12 protein-coding genes and 3 tRNA genes are annotated in these 17023 nt (G+C 37.4%); 8 read left to right on the forward strand and 7 right to left on the reverse strand.

The features are described from left to right. Positions 1–23 precede the first annotated feature (23 nt). The 6 genes from PH4a_RS08210 to rsgA all read right to left on the reverse strand — a co-directional run bounded on the left by PH4a_RS08210 (position 24) and on the right by rsgA (position 9053). Positions 24–683 (reverse strand): fimbrial biogenesis chaperone, encoded by a 660-nt coding sequence (locus tag PH4a_RS08210; RefSeq protein WP_129039097.1) that lies wholly within the window; start codon positions 681–683, stop codon positions 24–26. Positions 684–744: 61 nt separating this feature from the next. Then, positions 745–1266 carry a fimbrial protein gene (locus PH4a_RS08215; RefSeq protein ID WP_064718581.1) on the reverse strand — a complete coding sequence of 174 codons (522 nt, stop codon included), beginning with the start codon at positions 1264–1266 and terminating at the stop codon, positions 745–747. Positions 1267–1483: 217 nt separating this feature from the next. Then, a complete protein-coding gene (locus PH4a_RS08220; RefSeq protein WP_129039099.1) occupies positions 1484–2344 on the reverse strand; it encodes a LysR family transcriptional regulator in 861 nt (286 codons plus the stop codon). Positions 2345–3647: 1303 nt separating this feature from the next. Then, positions 3648–6986, reverse strand: coding sequence for a miniconductance mechanosensitive channel MscM (gene mscM / locus PH4a_RS08225; protein ID WP_129039101.1), 3339 nt, complete (start codon positions 6984–6986; stop codon positions 3648–3650). A gap of 23 nt (positions 6987–7009) precedes the next feature. Continuing rightward, complete coding sequence (gene asd / locus PH4a_RS08230; RefSeq protein WP_208730480.1) at positions 7010–7909, reverse strand: archaetidylserine decarboxylase; 900 nt, start codon at positions 7907–7909, stop codon at positions 7010–7012. A gap of 85 nt (positions 7910–7994) precedes the next feature. Next, complete coding sequence (gene rsgA, locus PH4a_RS08235; RefSeq protein ID WP_064718585.1) at positions 7995–9053, reverse strand: small ribosomal subunit biogenesis GTPase RsgA; 1059 nt, start codon at positions 9051–9053, stop codon at positions 7995–7997. A gap of 114 nt (positions 9054–9167) precedes the next feature. Here rsgA and orn point away from each other — a divergent pair, with 114 nt between their 5' ends. The 4 genes from orn to PH4a_RS08255 all read left to right on the forward strand — a co-directional run bounded on the left by orn (position 9168) and on the right by PH4a_RS08255 (position 10178). Further along, positions 9168–9713: an oligoribonuclease gene (gene orn / locus PH4a_RS08240; protein WP_064718586.1), complete on the forward strand. Its 546-nt coding sequence runs from the start codon at positions 9168–9170 to the stop codon at positions 9711–9713. A gap of 166 nt (positions 9714–9879) precedes the next feature. Beyond that, positions 9880–9955 (forward strand) — tRNA-Gly (locus tag PH4a_RS08245). Positions 9956–9988: 33 nt separating this feature from the next. Next, positions 9989–10064 (forward strand) — tRNA-Gly (locus tag PH4a_RS08250). A gap of 38 nt (positions 10065–10102) precedes the next feature. Further along, positions 10103–10178: transfer RNA gene (locus PH4a_RS08255), tRNA-Gly, on the forward strand. 718 nt (positions 10179–10896) lie between these two features. Here PH4a_RS08255 and queG read toward each other — a convergent pair. Then, a complete protein-coding gene (gene queG / locus PH4a_RS08260) occupies positions 10897–12051 on the reverse strand; it encodes a tRNA epoxyqueuosine(34) reductase QueG (RefSeq protein WP_064718587.1) in 1155 nt (384 codons plus the stop codon). A gap of 224 nt (positions 12052–12275) precedes the next feature. Between queG and tsaE the strand changes: the two genes are divergently transcribed. The 4 genes from tsaE to miaA are packed head-to-tail and all read left to right on the forward strand — an operon-like array spanning position 12276 to position 17020. Beyond that, positions 12276–12743 carry a tRNA (adenosine(37)-N6)-threonylcarbamoyltransferase complex ATPase subunit type 1 TsaE gene (gene tsaE / locus PH4a_RS08265; protein WP_064718749.1) on the forward strand — a complete coding sequence of 156 codons (468 nt, stop codon included), beginning with the start codon at positions 12276–12278 and terminating at the stop codon, positions 12741–12743. A 13-nt stretch (positions 12744–12756) separates the two neighbouring features. Then, positions 12757–14070, forward strand: a complete 1314-nt coding sequence (locus tag PH4a_RS08270; RefSeq protein WP_129039103.1) for an N-acetylmuramoyl-L-alanine amidase — start codon at positions 12757–12759, stop codon at positions 14068–14070. 15 nt (positions 14071–14085) lie between these two features. Then, a complete protein-coding gene (gene mutL, locus PH4a_RS08275; protein WP_129039105.1) occupies positions 14086–16110 on the forward strand; it encodes a DNA mismatch repair endonuclease MutL in 2025 nt (674 codons plus the stop codon). After that, complete coding sequence (gene miaA / locus PH4a_RS08280; protein ID WP_129039107.1) at positions 16079–17020, forward strand: tRNA (adenosine(37)-N6)-dimethylallyltransferase MiaA; 942 nt, start codon at positions 16079–16081, stop codon at positions 17018–17020. The genes mutL and miaA overlap by 32 nt, the downstream gene beginning before the upstream one ends. Positions 17021–17023: the final 3 nt, after the last annotated feature.

Consider the following 17023-nt stretch of genomic DNA (forward strand, 5'->3'; position numbering starts at 1 on the left):
GATGAAGACATAGCGATGCGCTCTTAATTTAATACTTTATCTACAGTTGCGCCGTAATCATTAATAAATTGCACGGTCACTTTCTGGTGAATATTGCTTTCTTTAAGCAATACAATTTCTTGGTGAGGATTAATAAAATCATCAAATGGATAGCGTTTATCACCAATTAAAATATGCTTAATCGTCAGGTGATAAGGCGTGTCGTTGTTGATAACAAGACCTTGGGATTTTTGTGATAATTTAACGTTATTAAAATCCATAGGTTCAATATCATTTGAACGTAAGAAAAGTTTGAACTGAGAATTAATAACTAATTGCAGTTGATTCTCAGGACTTTTTTCAACAGGTGGAATTGATTTAATATTTAACCAATAAACGACTTCTTGGTTTGAGCCTAAAGGCTCTCCCGTATAAGAAATTCGTGCAGTACCTGTGCTATCAGGTTCAATACGAAACAGAGGCGGAGTTGCAATAAAAGGCGATTTTTCTGTGCCTTGATACGCTGAAACCCAGCTCTGAATTAAATAAGGCTTTTCTTTATCGGTATTCATAATAGGAATACTAATTTCACGTTTGCTATCGTTATAAACAAAACGCGTTCCTCCCACACTTATTCCAGCAGCATGGCTTACCGTTATGAGAGAAAAAAACAAAAATAGAATTAAGAAAATATGCTTTTTCATAAGAGGCCATAAGGTTGAGAAAATGGGGGAAGAGGGTAATAACGATTACCCTCCATTTTTATTATTTGTATTGGATGCTATATACAGCAGAGCTGTTAGCTGGGCCTGGTGTGGCTTTTGCGGTTGCTTTATAACGAGCAACATAATCTAAATTGATTTCAGTGCCAGGAATGATGACTTCTTTTGAGTCAGCATACAGGTTGATTTGAGAAACAGCGTCTTTTTCAAACAGTGCGATACCAACGTTAGATGCGCCGCCAGCAACAGTATCAATGGCTAAAATATCGCTATCAATTGCATCGCGAGTACCACCAAAACGCACTGCAACAGTTGTATCTACTGGGCAATCGACAAGTTTAATGGTGAAATCTTTAAGTCCAGCAACTTCCCCTTTAGTTGCTAAGCTTTTTGATGAAACTTTTCCTAAATCTACGGTTAGATTTTTAGATGTACTATCAACAGTACAAGCTTGATCGGTTATTTCTCCGGTAAAGTTAATTGTGCCTGAAGCAAATGCAGCAGGAGCAGAAAGCAGAGAGAGACTCATCCCTAATAAATAGAGAGATTTATTTAATTTGCTCATGGTCGGTCCTATATAAAAAGTAAAGAAATTTACTTTTTAGTCTTTAATAATTAATTTATAAGAATAGATTTATTTGCATAGAAGATATGCGAATAAAATATAACATTGCTCATTTGTTAAGTTAATAAACATTTACATGAGTTTTTTTGTTTTACTATCGATTTGTTTAATGTTCGTTTATTTAATTAAATATATTTTGATGCTATTTAATAATTAACTATGCGTTTTTATTACCTATTGTTGATAATAAAATTTTAATATCCTCCGTTGGAAATGAATTTTTATTCATATAGAGATAGAATTTATATTCTTTTTCTTCTTGTTGCATATTTAATTGTTTTATTGTTTTTTTATTCAGTTCATCTTGAATAAGTGATAACGGTAAACGTGAATAACCAATACTATGCTGAATTAAATTAAGCGCTGTTTCCACAGAGCCAACGCTAACGTTTTGTATACTATTACTATTTTCTGAAGTGTCAGGTAAGAGTGAAATAAAGGTATGCTTTTGTAATTGTTGAGAAATTTCATCACCCACATACTGTTGTAATGGATGCTCTGGATGTGTGACTAATACAGTTTTAATTCTTTCTAATACAATAGGTTGCAGTGATTTAATATAATGATGAGTAATAATAATATCATTTTCTTTTTGAGAAAAAATATCTGATTTATTAAGTGAAACCTTATTAATATTCACATCATAGTGTCTATTATCTCGAATAAAAATAGATATTTTGTTTAAAAGATAGTCAGATGTATATAATGGATCGATAAGTAGGTTTATTTTTAACTTATTGTTTTGTTTTATTTTTTTAGCTCTTTTTTCTAGAGATATTGCTTTTTCAGTGATTTCTCTTGATAGCTCAAGCAATAACTCACCTTCATGAGTTAACACGGCCCGCCTTTTTTCTAATGAGAGGATTTCAATTTCCAGTATTTGCTCTAATTTATTAATAGTATAGCTCACTGATGACTGGGTTCTATGCAGTATTTCAGCAGCTTGAGCAAATCCGCCGTAATCAACGACGGCTTGTAAGGTAATCCATTGGTCGAGTGTTGTACGTGATTTTTCCATAATGGAGCCTTTTATTATTGTTTATTAATTACTCGCTACAAATGAAGCTAGCAATATATCTTAGCATTGTTAATAGGTAGTAATACTGGTTTTTATATTGAGTTTAATAAATATTAACATTATAAGAAGTGTTACTACTTTTTAATTATGTTCTTTTTCTTTATTTAATGTTTATTTTTTCTTTTTTGTTTTTTTATAATATTTTATTAATTTTAAATAGTGTTCATCTTTTATTTTAATTAATGTTTTTTGTTTTTTTATAAAAAAACAAGACAATTTTTTTATTTTCTATTTTTATATTTTTTATCTTTATTAGATTTTTATTTATTTTTAATTGACGTTTAAAGTTATTATGAATTATTTTCTATTTTTATTGTTATTATTTGTTTTTTTATTTTTCATTAATACTATATAAAAATAAAATAAATAGATTTAAATAAAAATAGTATTGAAATTTGCTGTTATATTATTTTTATAAATGATCACTGTGGTGATGACAAAAAATAAAAACAGTAAAAGAGTAAAAAACAAGTCTAATTTAGAATATTTTAGGTGTTATATCTCGTCTTGTAGAATTAATTTGCTATGTAAAGCTATGTTGGTGACTGTTAGGGAAGGGCTAAATATATTTAGTTTAGGTTTTAATGTATTTGGCTTAGGAGTTTTTAAATGTGATTTTAATTCTAATTTATAAAATTAAGTTCTAAAAATAGCATATCGTCACTCATTTTATGAGTTAATGATAAGTACAAAAACGTAACAGTAATGATCTCGATCAATAAATAGAGTGATTTTTATATGAGAGTCAATTAAAGCGAAATAAAAGAGGAAGTGGAATCTCGATGCTATAACTAGACTCAACGCAATAAACAGAAATAATCACATTAGTAAATCAATATTCATTTTCTTTGGATTGACGTTTTATTAGTGAAATAAATTGAGTAAAGAGATATTGATAGGAAAAATGCAAAATAAGAACTATTTATTTATGATGCTCTCTTTATTACTATCTTATTTTTACATAAGTTAAATAGTTTCACGTGTTACTATCTATTAGTTTTGTTTAACAAAAAAAAGAAAAAAGCGTGTATCTGATTATAATCATCTGAGTGATTTGCAAACAATTTGTACTTAAATTGTACAGGCTAGATCAGTTAGATATAGGTAATGATAAAGTGGGTAGGCTGATATGAAGATTAAATTGAGAGCATAAAAATGAAATATGAAAGAAAAAGCCACTATTTAACTTTATTTTTCTAAAAAGTAATAGTGGCTTTTTATCAGAACAATCGATGAGGATAGTTTATAAACCACCCACTTCTCGTTGAGAGTTTCGAGTTGTACTACGAATAGTATTTCCCATCATATCAACTCTAGCTTGGAATGGTGGGAATGGCAGTGCAATACCATGCTCAGCAAATGCAGCAAGAATGTTTTGGTGTATCTCATGACGAGCTGGCATTCTATGCCCCATTTCTGCGGCATATACTCGTAATTCAAATATCTGAATACCCTGTTGTAGATCGACAAGGTAAACCTCTGCTGCTGGGTTATCTAAAATAAGCGTAGAACGCTGAGCCGCTTCTAATAGCACGTTAGTGACTTGTTCGCTGTTGCATTCCGCTGGTGCGGGTATTGTCATTACAATACGAGTTATTGAATCTGACAATGACCAGTTGATAAACTGCTCTGTAATAAATGCTTTGTTAGGAACAATGATCTCTTTTCTATCCCAGTCAGATAATGTCGTTGCTCGGGTATTAATTTTACTAATTTTTCCTGTGAGATTACGAATTGTCACGGTATCACCAATACGAATTGGTTTTTCAAAGAGTATCATTAGCCCTGAAATGATGTTGGCAAAAATTTCTTGTAAACCAAAACCAAGTCCAACCCCCATAGCCGCCACTAGCCACTGTAATTTCGACCACTCAATACCTAATAAAGAGAAACCAACAATGCTACCTATTAGAGTGATGCTGTATTTGGTCATTGTGGTGATGGCATAACCTGTACCTGGTGTCAGGTCGAGGTGCTGTAAAATAGCTAATTCAAGCAGCGCAGGTAGGTTTCTGACTAACTGTGCGGTAATAATAATGACAAGTACTGCAACCAGAATAGAACCCATAGTGATCGGTTGAATGGTGTTTACACCATTAATCGAAGAGGTGACATCCCACAGTCGAATATTGCCAACGAATGAGAATGCAGTATTTAATTCAGACCACAGTAATATCATTGAAACTAATGCGAGCATCGTGAGTATTGAACGAACTAAGTCGATAGACTGTGCACTGATTGCATCAAGGTCGATAGCTTGATCTTCGATTTCTAATCCTGCTAAGCCTTCACCACTACTACTTACTATCGTATTTTCGTCTTCGCCTTTTGCTCGCTGAGCTAAAATTTCAGCACGTTTTTGTTTTGCCCTTTCGAAGGCCAGTTTACGGCGCTGAATAAGCATCCAACGCTGAATAATATGGTAGATAATTAGCAAGGCAAACCAAATTGCCACGGACATCTCTAATCGACCAAGTAAAATAATAGACGTAGAGAGATAACCTAAAACGGCAGCTAATCCCGCGATAACGGGGGCCATAAGCAAGAACCACCATAAAATGCTGTTAATGAGGTTGTCGCCAGAGCCATGTCTATCTAAATAGAGAGGAACATGCGCTTTTTTCAGACTTGAGGTAATAAAACTTAGCGCAATACAGAGTAATAAAAAGCAAAAACGTCCGACTGTAGGCGCAAATTCTCGATCACTATAATATTCAAAAGTGATAAGTGACATCATCAATGGGACGATGACAAAAATAGAGAGCTGATAAAAGCGCATCGCTTTTTTAACACGGTTCTCTTTCCATTTAAATTGTGAAATAAATAGGCCATTAGGACGAGCAAATGTCGCACTGATCATAAATAGCCATAGCACTGGTGCGGCTGCGGTTACGCCATAACCAATAGCACCCGCCATCGGGTAACGCCACTCAACACTTTGTAAACCATAACCCACTGCTGACCATAAAAGTGGTAAGGGAAGCGCGATTAAAATGGACCAGAAAACGGTGCGAACAGTAAGTGAAAAATGGTCTTGAGTCACTTTGCCAATGCGGTTACTGACTCTTTCAAGAAAGGCGTTGTAGTGTTTTCTTGTCCGAATACTAAAGCCAACAATAGATAACGTCACAAATAGGTATAAGAAGGTATCTTGATTTTTGAGCATGTTAATTGCTGCATGACCAAGCTGTGAGAAAGTATCTAATGAAAGTAAGCGAGTGATATCTTTAATTAATAGAACAGGGTAATTAAATTTTATCGGGCTTACATCTGCAACCCAGAACATATACCGATTTGTTGCGTCTTTAGTTTCTCTTAATGCGTCTGATAGCTGAGTTGTGGCGACCTTAAGTTTTGTTAATTCAAGGATTTGTGTATCGTAACCTGATAGCAGTGAGTTAAGTAACTCATGTCGTGCTTGAATTAAAGAATCAAAAATATATTGCTGAGCTTCTGGTAGTTTTGCACCATTGGTCGCTTGTTCTGGTGGTTGGACTTTATTGAGGTTTTCCAGCATATCTTCGTAGCCAAGGCGCTCAACACGTAATTGAATGATATCCCTATCTAATTCTTGTGAACGAGGCATTTCAGGTAAGCGTGCAAGTTGCGTTCGCAATGCTTCACCTAAGGCTGTTGAACCACTCAACCACTGTGCTTGTTCTCTAATCGTAGTCAGTGTTTGGCGAACTTGTTGAGTTTGCTGGTTGGTAATACGTTGTTTTTCTGCCAGTTGGCTCATTTCCTGCGTTTGCTTATTGAGGATTTGAGATAACTCACGGTTAGTTTGAATCTGTTTACGTAAAAATTCAGGTAATTCACCGCCTTGTACTGCTAACATTTCTGTTTTTTCTAAGGCGAGATCAGCGACTTCTTGACGTTTAATATTCAATAAACTGCGCAGTTGTTGTAATTGTACATCAAGTCGTTGGTAGCGTTTTTTAAATAGCTCAAGGCGAAGTCGAACAATTTCTTGACGGTTATTCGCCGAAAGTTGAGCAATTTCTAGTTCATTTACCATTGCTTTGCGCGCATTCACTTCAGCTTGCGTCAACTTGTTTTGAGCCTCTGCAAGTGAGGTGGCTGATGTGCTGGCTGAGGCAAGTCGCGCCGTTGCATCGCTAAGTAGGCGACGCGCTTCAGATAATTGCTGAGGAAGTAAGTTTAATGATTCGCTTATTTCTCTACTTTTATCTTGTTCTTGTTGTTGGAGCCTTGCTTGCTCCATTAACTGACTACTGACTTGAATAATTTTTTGTTCAAGATCAGGGATGCTGATTTTTTCAGGAATAGAAGGCAGTGAATTACTCTCTTCAAGTAGCTTAGTTCTAAGCTCTTGTGTCATTTGAGGGTAATCATCAATTGCTTTTTGGTAATTATCAGCACTTGCTTGTGCTTTTTCACCATCATTAATCCAATTTATAGTCCCTTGTAGCGCCTGAACCGTCTCGATATCTTGAGGATTAGTACTTCCTTCAAGTTGTTTAATGTCTTGACGTAATTTCTCTACATCAGCGGATAATGCTGATGTCGTCATTGAAACAGTCAGAAAAAGCGTGAAGAGCAGACTGATTATCAGGCGCACAAAGGTATACTCCGAATTACATGTTATTTGTTGATAGTGGAATTTTCATTGTCAACGACATTAATAATGGAACCTAATTGTTCCCCCATTAATGTAACGGAGCCATTTACTAAATCTTTATTTAGTTGAACACTGTTTTCAGGGAAAAGATTGATCACTGTTGAGCCAAGTTTAAAGCGCCCCATTTCCTCGCCTTTTTTCAAGAAGATTGCGCCTGCCTTATCCGCTTGAGGATACGTCCAGCGTTTAATAATACCTTCGCGAGGTGGTGTAACCATGCCACACCAAACAGTTTCAATACTACCCACTATTGTTGCACCAACTAGAATTTGTACCATCGGGCCAAATGCAGTTTCAAAAACGCAAATAATGCGTTCATTGCGAGCAAATAAGTTAGGCACATTAGCTGCGGTTAATGGATTTACAGAAAAAAGATCGCCAGGTACATAGATCATCTCTTTTAGTAAACCGCTGCATGGCATATGCACTCGGTGGTAATCACGTGGAGAAAGATATGTTGTAATAAATTGACCATTACGGAACATATCTGCCAGCATAAAATTACCTGCTAGCAGCGCTTCTAATGTGTAGTGATGTCCTTTTGCCTGTAAAATTTGATCATCTTTTATTAGACCTAATTGGCTTACTGCACCATCGGCAGGTAAAGCAAGCTGGTTGTCACCTTCAACGATAGGGCGAGCACCCTCTTTTAGGGCACGAATAAAAAAGTCATTGAATGTAGCGTAAGCCTGAAATTGGCTGTCTTTAGCTTCATTCATATCAACTTTATACGTTTTGGCAAAAGTCTTGATAACAAATTGAGTAATGCTACCGGCTTTCTTATTTGCAAACCAACCTGCAAGCTGTGTTAGCCATAATTTAGGCAATAAATACTGTAGTTTAATTTTTAGCTTGTCCAACATGGCAACCTCTAGGATTGAACGATAAAAAATAGACAAAAGGGGTCTATTGTACCTACCCTTGATAGGGTTGTCAGTGAATCTGTTATTAAGAGTCTGAATTAAAGTTTTTACGAACTTTCACCTGACTCATACTTTCTAGAATTCGATGATAATTTTCAAAACGAGTTTCATCGATTTCGCCTTTTTCAACGGCTTCGTTAATCAGGCAACCCGGATCATCTAAATGTTTGCAATCTCGGAACTTACAACCACCCAGATAAGGCCTAAATTCAATAAAACCTTTAGTAACTTGATCGGGCGTTAAATGCCATAAGCCAAACTCACGAACGCCGGGAGAATCAATAACATCACCGCCTTGAGGAAAGTGATATAGGCGTGATGCTGTCGTTGTATGTTGGCCTAAACCAGAGTTATCAGAAACTTGGTTGACAACAATACTCTCTTCAGTTGGTGGCAGTAGCGCATTGAGTAAGCTTGATTTGCCCACACCCGATTGACCCGCAAAAATAGAGATCCTGCCAATAAGCTCTTTTGTCAGATCATCTAAGCCCTCTTTCGAGTGACTCGATACTTCAATAACACGATAACCAATATTTTTGTAAGTTTGCATCCACTCACTTACTGTTTTTCTACTGTCAGCATCTAACATATCAATTTTATTGAGCACAATTAATGGCTCGACATCTAATGTTTCACATGCCACAAGATAACGGTCGATAATATTGAGTGAGAGTTCAGGCAAAATAGCTGAAACAACAATGATTTGATCAATATTAGCGGCAATAGGTTTTATGCCATCATAATAGTCAGGGCGAGTCAGTACAGAGGTTCGTTCATGTACTGCTTCTACAATCCCATTAACACGTACACCTTCTTGAGTTTGTAATGCAGGGCGCCAGACAACTTTATCGCCAGTCACTAATGATGAGATAGTTCGTCGAATATTGCATCGCGTTATTGTGCCGTCTGCAGCTTCGATATCCGCATGTTGACCAAAACGGCTGATAACTAGGCCTTCAGTGGCTTCACCTAATTGTGTATCGTCTAATTCAACGTGGTTTTTTTTCTCTTTGCTGTGCAAACGCTTTTTATGATTTTCTTGTACTCGGCGTTGCTGGCCCTTAGATAATTTACGTTTTGTCACCGATCCTCACTTGTGTTATTCGGTTAGATGTTCTTCAGTCGTGCTTATTGAGTAAACGCGTTATGATAGCGTTAAAATATCATGTCTCACTCTTAGAAACAGCTAGGAAATATTATGTCAAAAAGCGAGAACAATCTTATCTGGATAGATCTGGAAATGACTGGGCTTGATCCTGAACGTGATCGTATTATTGAAATTGCCACTATCGTGACAGATCCTCAACTTAATATTTTAGCAGAAGGCCCTGTTATTGCTGTACATCAATCAAATGAACAGTTGGAATTAATGGATGATTGGAATACACGTACTCATACAGGTAGCGGTTTAGTTGAGCGTGTAAAAGCGAGTGAATATGATGATGCAGCCGCACAAAAAGCCACTATCGAATTTTTAGAAAAGTGGGTACCGCAAGGGGTATCACCTATTTGTGGTAATAGTGTGGGGCAAGACCGGCGCTTTCTTTTCCGTTATATGCCAGAGTTAGAGCAATACTTCCATTATCGTTATCTTGATGTGAGTACGTTAAAAGAATTGGCTCGTCGCTGGAAACCAGAAGTTTTAGCGGGTTTTACTAAGAAAAATACGCATCAAGCTTTAGATGATATTCGTGAATCCATTGCTGAACTTGCGTATTATCGTAAAACTTTTATTAAAGAATAAAAAATAAGCATTGATGATTGTTCTTGCAGCATTATGCTGATTTTATCAGCATGTAATCAAAAAAACGTATTTTTTTGGTGATAAGGGCTTGCGGTTAATCATTTTTCTCGTATAATGCGCTTCCCGTACCGATGAAGAATTTCGTTAGTACGGGTGTAAGAAAGATGCGGGAATAGCTCAGTTGGTAGAGCACAACCTTGCCAAGGTTGGGGTCGCGAGTTCGAGTCTCGTTTCCCGCTCCAATCTTTCTTTGATAGTTATCAGTATTATGCGACGCGGGAATAGCTCAGTTGGTAGAGCACAACCTTGCCAAGGTTGGGGTCGCGAGTTCGAGTCTCGTTTCCCGCTCCAAATTTTTCTTTGATAATTATCTAAGCCTTACCAAATATGCGGGAATAGCTCAGTTGGTAGAGCACAACCTTGCCAAGGTTGGGGTCGCGAGTTCGAGTCTCGTTTCCCGCTCCAAATTTTTCCTCTTCTACTTTTATCAAATTTCAATTCTTAAAATATTCATCAAAAAATCTCTTTTTTCTCTCGCTTTTTAAAATATCGACTACACTGTGTATGGTGTTTGTTTAGTGGATTTTACTTAGTGTTTTAGAAAAGAGGATTAGCTATTTTGGTATGAAAGGATCAATATTGTAACTCTCAGTAAGATCAAGCTATTTTTTTGTGATCTATCTTCGATCTTTCCTTGCTTTTCTATTTTTACAGCACTAGAATGTGCGCCTTTCCTTGTTCAGGGAAGTGTTCGTTGTTAGTTACATTTTTATATTTTAGGTCTTTATTCTGTTAAGAACAGGTTGAATAACGTTTTGAGCAAAGGAAAGTGTTTTTAGGGCTTTTCTTTAAAAAAATGTGATATATATTCTACTATTCTTAATATATTCCCAAATTGAATTATCCACAGTCAGATTCTGGTAATCACCGCTTCTAAGTCATTTTCATTTTTTTACTGCACAGAGTTATCCACAGGGCATTATCATAAAACGATAATATTATTCGCTTTTACTCTCAAATTGCGTTCGTTTATATCTATTTGATATTTAACTCTATTTTATTTTTTTTAAAAATTGTGTCTTGGTTCGCTTGAATTTTTTCTTCATGTTGATAGGCAAGGGGTTTTTATTTTATTCACAGACGAAACTATCTATAGTTGCAGATTGGTTTAATCTATTAAAAATTAAGCATCTCTAGGTAAGCCTTTAGTTATAGCTCTTACTAGACGCTTTTGCTGCGAAGTCTGTATTTTTATCTCTTTTTCGTTACGTTTGGCTGTCTGCTGTGATATCGCCCAATGTAAATGTTCATCTAAAACCTCACTCAAACCAAAGCGTTCTTGTAGAGCAAGTATGATTTTATCTTGATAAGGCGCATTTCCTAACGCCACACTAATATTCCTAAGCCAACGTAAATAGCCTATTCTGCGAATGGGTGAACCTTCCGTAATACGAAGAAATTTCTCTTCTGTCCAATGGAAAAGATCCAGTAATTCAGGCGTGTGAAGTGCTCGCCTAGGAGAAAAATCATCTTCATCAGTTAATGATGAAAAACGATTCCAAGGACAAATAAGTTGGCAATCATCACACCCATAAATACGATTACCCATTAAAGGGCGAAACTCTTCAGGGATCGCACCATCAAGCTCTATAGTGAGATAAGAAATACAGCGGCGAGCATCAATCGTATAAGGTTCAACAATGGCACCTGTTGGGCAGGTTGTCATACAAGCAACACATTTGCCGCATTGTTCTTCAACGGGTGAATCGACAGGCAATGGTAAATCAATTAACAACTCACCTAAAAAAAACCAAGAACCCGCTTTATTGTTGAGCACTAGTGAGTGTTTACCAACCCAACCGAGTCCAGCTTTTACGGCTAAAGGACGTTCCATAATCGGTGCTGAGTCAACAAATGGACGAAAATTGACGATATCTTGATATTCATATTCTTGGCAGTATTGTGTAATTTTTTCCCCTAATTTTTTAAGACGTTGTCTTAAAACTTTATGATAATCTCTGCCAAGCGCATAACGGCTGATATAGCCTTGCTCAGGATTATTAAGTGTTCGTGCAAAAGCGGCATCAGTAGGAAGATAATTCATTCTGACACTAATTACGCGCAAAGTGCCGGGGACGAGTTCATGAGGTCTGGCGCGAGTCATTCCATATTTTGCCATCCATGCCATTTCTCCATGATATTGCTTATCTAACCATGCTTGTAAGCGAGGTTCTTCTAAAGATAAGTCGGTATCACATATTCCCGTTTGTTGAAAACCGAGTTCAGTGCCCCATAATTTGATGTTGTGAGCGAGGAGATTGAGGTCAAGTAATGGCATGATAAACCAAATAAATAGGTAAGAGGTGAGTCCTAAGAGCGCGCAGTGTATCATAGAGAGGCATTAGGAAAAATCCTCGTGATAAATAGATTTATGGTATGGTTATTTGATCACTGATTTAGATAGCTATTTACCTTAAGAGAATACAAAAAGCTTGGTATTTGATTTTAACCAAAGATCTGGCTTTTTTTAGCCGTTATTACCTAATAGTAGATTATATGAATATGAAAGAATGGGTTGTTACATTAAAAGATGAAGCTGCAACAGTAGAACTGGGGCGTTCTGTTGCTATTGCCGCTGATCATGCTGGGTTGATCATCTATTTATACGGTGATCTTGGCGCTGGAAAAACAACCTTTAGTCGAGGCTTTTTGCAAGCTCTTGGTCACCAAGGACATGTTAAAAGCCCAACATATACGCTAGTTGAGCCATATATGCTGTCACCAAATCCTGTTTATCATTTTGATTTATATCGCCTAGCATCTGCTGAAGAACTAGAATTTATGGGAATACGTGACTATTTTGAACAAGATGCACTGTGTTTAATTGAATGGCCTTCTCAAGGCGAAGGTTTTTTACCAAGTGCAGATTTAGAACTTCATTTAAGTTATGAAAATGAAGGTAGAACGGCTCGTTTTGTTGCCCTTTCTCAAAGAGGGAATACAGTTTTATCCCGTATTCAGTCTGTATAAAGGAATATTGATTATGTCAAATCTTGTCACTATGGTGAGCCAAAGTCAGCGTTATTTCGTTGGCTTTTTGTTGTTTCTTATTTCGCTTTTCTTTGTGCAATCAGCACAGGCTGCAACAGTAACAGAAGTTAAAGTGGAAAATAGTGCATCATTAACAACCCTCACATTTACTTTTAGTGATGGGAAGCCGGGTTATAAATATTTTTCGCTTAAAAAGCCAGATCGTTTAGTTATCGATTTTAAGCAGAGTTCTAAAATTACTGGATTGCCTATGTCGTTAAGTGCGAGTCAGTTAGTGACTAAAATACGGACGAGTCAATCGCAAGATAGTCAATATCAGCGTATTGTTTTAGAGCTTGCTCAGCCGATTGCGGTAACAGAAAGCATTAGTGCTCAGGGGAGTAACTATAAGTTAGTACTTACTCTCAAAGGATTAAATTCACGCCAAGGCTCAAGTAATCAAACTTCAGTAAACACGGTGGTGTTATCGTCATCTGCCGTAAATATGAATATGGCACCGATGACGCCTATCAAGCCAACAACAGTGCAAACTGTAACGCCAACAGCTCAAGTTGAGCCTCGTTCAATACCTTCTAAACCTACTGCGGGTTCTCGCCAAATTATTATTGCTATTGATGCTGGGCATGGGGGGCAAGACCCTGGTGCTATCGGGCAAAAAGGGATGCGTGAAAAAGATGTCACTTTAAGTGTGGCTAAAAAACTAGAAGCACGTTTACGTAATGACCCAATGTTTAAACCCGTATTAACCCGCAATGGTGATTACTTTATTTCTGTCGCTGGACGTTCAGAAGTTGCCCGTAAACAAGGGGCAAATATGTTGGTCTCTATTCATGCAGATTCTGCACCTAATCATAGTGCTAGAGGCGCTTCTGTATGGGTGCTTTCAAATCGTCGTGCAAATAGTGAATTAGGTAAATGGCTTGAACAAAGTGAGAAACAATCTGAATTGTTAGGTGGTGCTGGCGATGCTTTGGCCGAAGGTGCAGACCCTTATTTAAGTCAGACTGTATTGGATTTACAATTTGGTAATTCACAACGTGTTGGCTATGACGTTGCTGTTGCGGTGTTATCAGAATTAAGAAAAGTCGGCTCACTTCATAAAAAAACACCTGAACACGCAAGCTTAGGTGTACTTCGTTCACCCGATATTCCTTCTATTTTGGTTGAAACGGGGTTTATTAGCCACGCTTCTGAAGAGCAATTATTGACCTCTGATGCTTATCAAGAAAAACTAGCCGCTGCAATTCATGCCGGGTTGCGTCAATATTTTCTGGCTCACCCATTGCAAAATGCACCAAATAATTAAAATGGAATCAAGGTGATGGCAATAAATTTATTGCCTCCTCAGTTAGCGAATCAGATAGCTGCTGGGGAGGTTGTTGAAAGACCCGCATCTGTCGTTAAAGAGTTGCTGGAAAATAGCCTAGATGCCGGTGCAACAACGATTGATATTGATATCGATAAAGGCGGCGCTAAGCTTATTCGTATCCGTGATAATGGATGTGGAATTAATCAAGCGGACTTGAAGTTAGCGCTTGCTCGCCATGCAACAAGCAAAATATCAAGCCTTGATGATCTTGAAGCCATCATTAGTATGGGATTTCGTGGTGAAGCATTAGCCAGTATTAGCTCTGTTTCTCGCCTTACGTTGACTTCACGCACTGCTTCTCAAGAAGAAGCTTGGCAGGCTTACGCCGAAGGGCGCGATATGGCTGTGACTGTTAAACCGGCAGCGCATCCAGTGGGAAGTACCGTCGAGGTACTTGACTTATTTTATAATACCCCTGCAAGGCGTAAGTTTTTGCGCACTGAAAAAACAGAATTTGGTCATATTGATGAAGTAGTACGGCGTATCGCATTATCGCGTTTTGATGTTTCGATAAGTTTAACTCATAACGGTAAACGTATGCGTCAATATCGGGCAGCCAAAGAAGAGCATCAGTATACCCGCCGCTTAAGTGCTATTTGTGGTAATAATTTTGTTGAGCAATCTATGCAGTTGTCATGGGAACACGGCGATTTAGCAATAAAAGGCTGGATTGAACACCCATCTTCACCTACACACAGTAGTGACATTCAGTATTGTTATGTTAATGGCAGAATGATGCGCGATAGGCTAATTAATCACGCTATTCGCCAAGCTTATGAAGGCTATTTGCAAGGAGAACAACAACCTTCATATGTCCTTTATTTAACGGTTGATCCTCATCAAGTTGATGTGAATGTACATCCTGCGAAACACGAAGTACGTTTTCATGAATCCCGATTAGTGCATGATTTTATCTATCAAGGTGTACTGAGTGTTTTAAGCCAAGCAACACAAGATAGTTTATCTCTTTCAACTTATGATGATGTTGATCTCATTACGCCACCTAGTTTTCCTGAAAATCGTCAAGTGGCAGGAGAAAATGTATTTTCTCAGCCTTACCAAGCCACTGTTAGTCATCAAAGTAATAATCACACTTCCTCAAATGTTTTATCATCGTTAGATGAGTCAAAACAGAGTAAAGAGAGAGAAAACACTGCTAAATCGATGCCTTCAGGTGGTGGTAATCGCCAATTTGGTGATAGCTATCAGCGAACTCAGGGCATGCTTTATCAAAAAATGATGCAAGAAAGTGCTAGTTCGGTTGAAAAAACAGAAAAAATACCGCTATTTCCTGAGCGTACCCCATTGAATTTAGGTGAAAGCGTTCATACTACTAGTGATATAGAAAATCGTGTTTCTGTCGTGCCTCGTTCTGCCAATGTATCTGAACAGCAAAATGATTATACTTTTGGGCGAGTATTGGCAATTTATCAACAGAAATATGCGTTAATTGAATCTTCTCAAGGTCTTGGGCTATTAGCGTTGGAAGAAGCAGATTTTCTGTTAAAATGTGCTCAGTTATTGCCTGAAAATGAAACATTGAAACCTCAGCCACTATTGGTTCCATTAAAAGTGGTGTTGAATAAAGAAGAAATAAATACCTTTAATCAGTTTCAGGCATTAATTAGTGATTTTGGGATTATTATCGAGGTATCCCACGGTAAAGCGACAATACATGCCGTATCGTTGCCGTTGCGTAAGCAAAATTTACCAGTATTGCTGACAACATTGCTGACTTATCTTTCCTCAGAAAAGTCATGCACAAAACAGCAACTCGGACATTGGTTTGCTAAACAAATAATCTATGAGTCGGCTCCGTGGTCGCAAGCTCAAGCAGTTGGATTATTGGCTGATATTGAAAGGCTTTGCCCTCAATATGTCAGACAGCCACCAGAAAACTTATTACAATTAATAGAATTACAACCTGTGGTAGCGGCACTAAATAATGAGCGAAGTAAACACGCAAACAAAACCTAAAGCTATTTTTCTAATGGGGCCTACTGCTTCTGGTAAAACTGCACTGGCGATTGCGCTAAGACAAAAATTACCTGTTGATATTATTAGTGTTGATTCCGCTCTGATTTATCGTGGAATGGATATTGGAACGGCAAAACCAGATGCTACAGAGCAATCGCTTGCACCACATCGATTGATTGATATTTTAGATCCTGCATTACCCTATTCAGCTGCTGATTTTCGTCGTGATGCATTAAAAGCAATGAATGAAATTAGTTCTGCTGGGAGAATTCCACTATTAGTGGGCGGGACTATGCTATATTTTAAAGCGTTACTTGAAGGCTTATCACCTTTACCCAGCGCAGACCCTGAAATTCGTGCTGAAATAGAAAAAAAAGCAATGGAACAGGGTTGGGAAGCGATTCATAGAGAGTTATCTTTGGTTGATCCTGTCGCTGCACAGCGGATCCATCCTAATGATCCTCAACGATTATCGCGTGCGCTTGAAGTTTACCTGATATCAGGTAAAACAATGACTGAATTAACAAAAATATCGGGCGAATCATTGCCTTATACGGTTTATCAGTTTGCGATAGCTCCGAAAGACAGAAATGTACTTCATCAACGTATTGAAACTCGTTTTAAGCAAATGCTGACTTGTGGATTTGAAGATGAAGTAAAAACATTATATGAGCGGGGTGATCTGCATGAAGATTTACCTTCTGTACGTTGTGTCGGCTATCGCCAGATGTGGTCATATTTATCTGGTGAAATCGATTATGATGAGATGGTTTATCGAGGGATCTGCGCTACCCGGCAATTAGCAAAGCGACAAATCACTTGGTTAAGAGGTTGGAAAGATATTCATTGGCTTGATAGTGAAGATCCTGACCTTTCTCTTAATACTGTTTTGCAGGTTATTAGTGCATAGATG

Source organism: Proteus hauseri (genome assembly GCF_004116975.1).
Taxonomy (GTDB): Bacteria; Pseudomonadota; Gammaproteobacteria; order Enterobacterales; family Enterobacteriaceae; genus Proteus; species Proteus hauseri.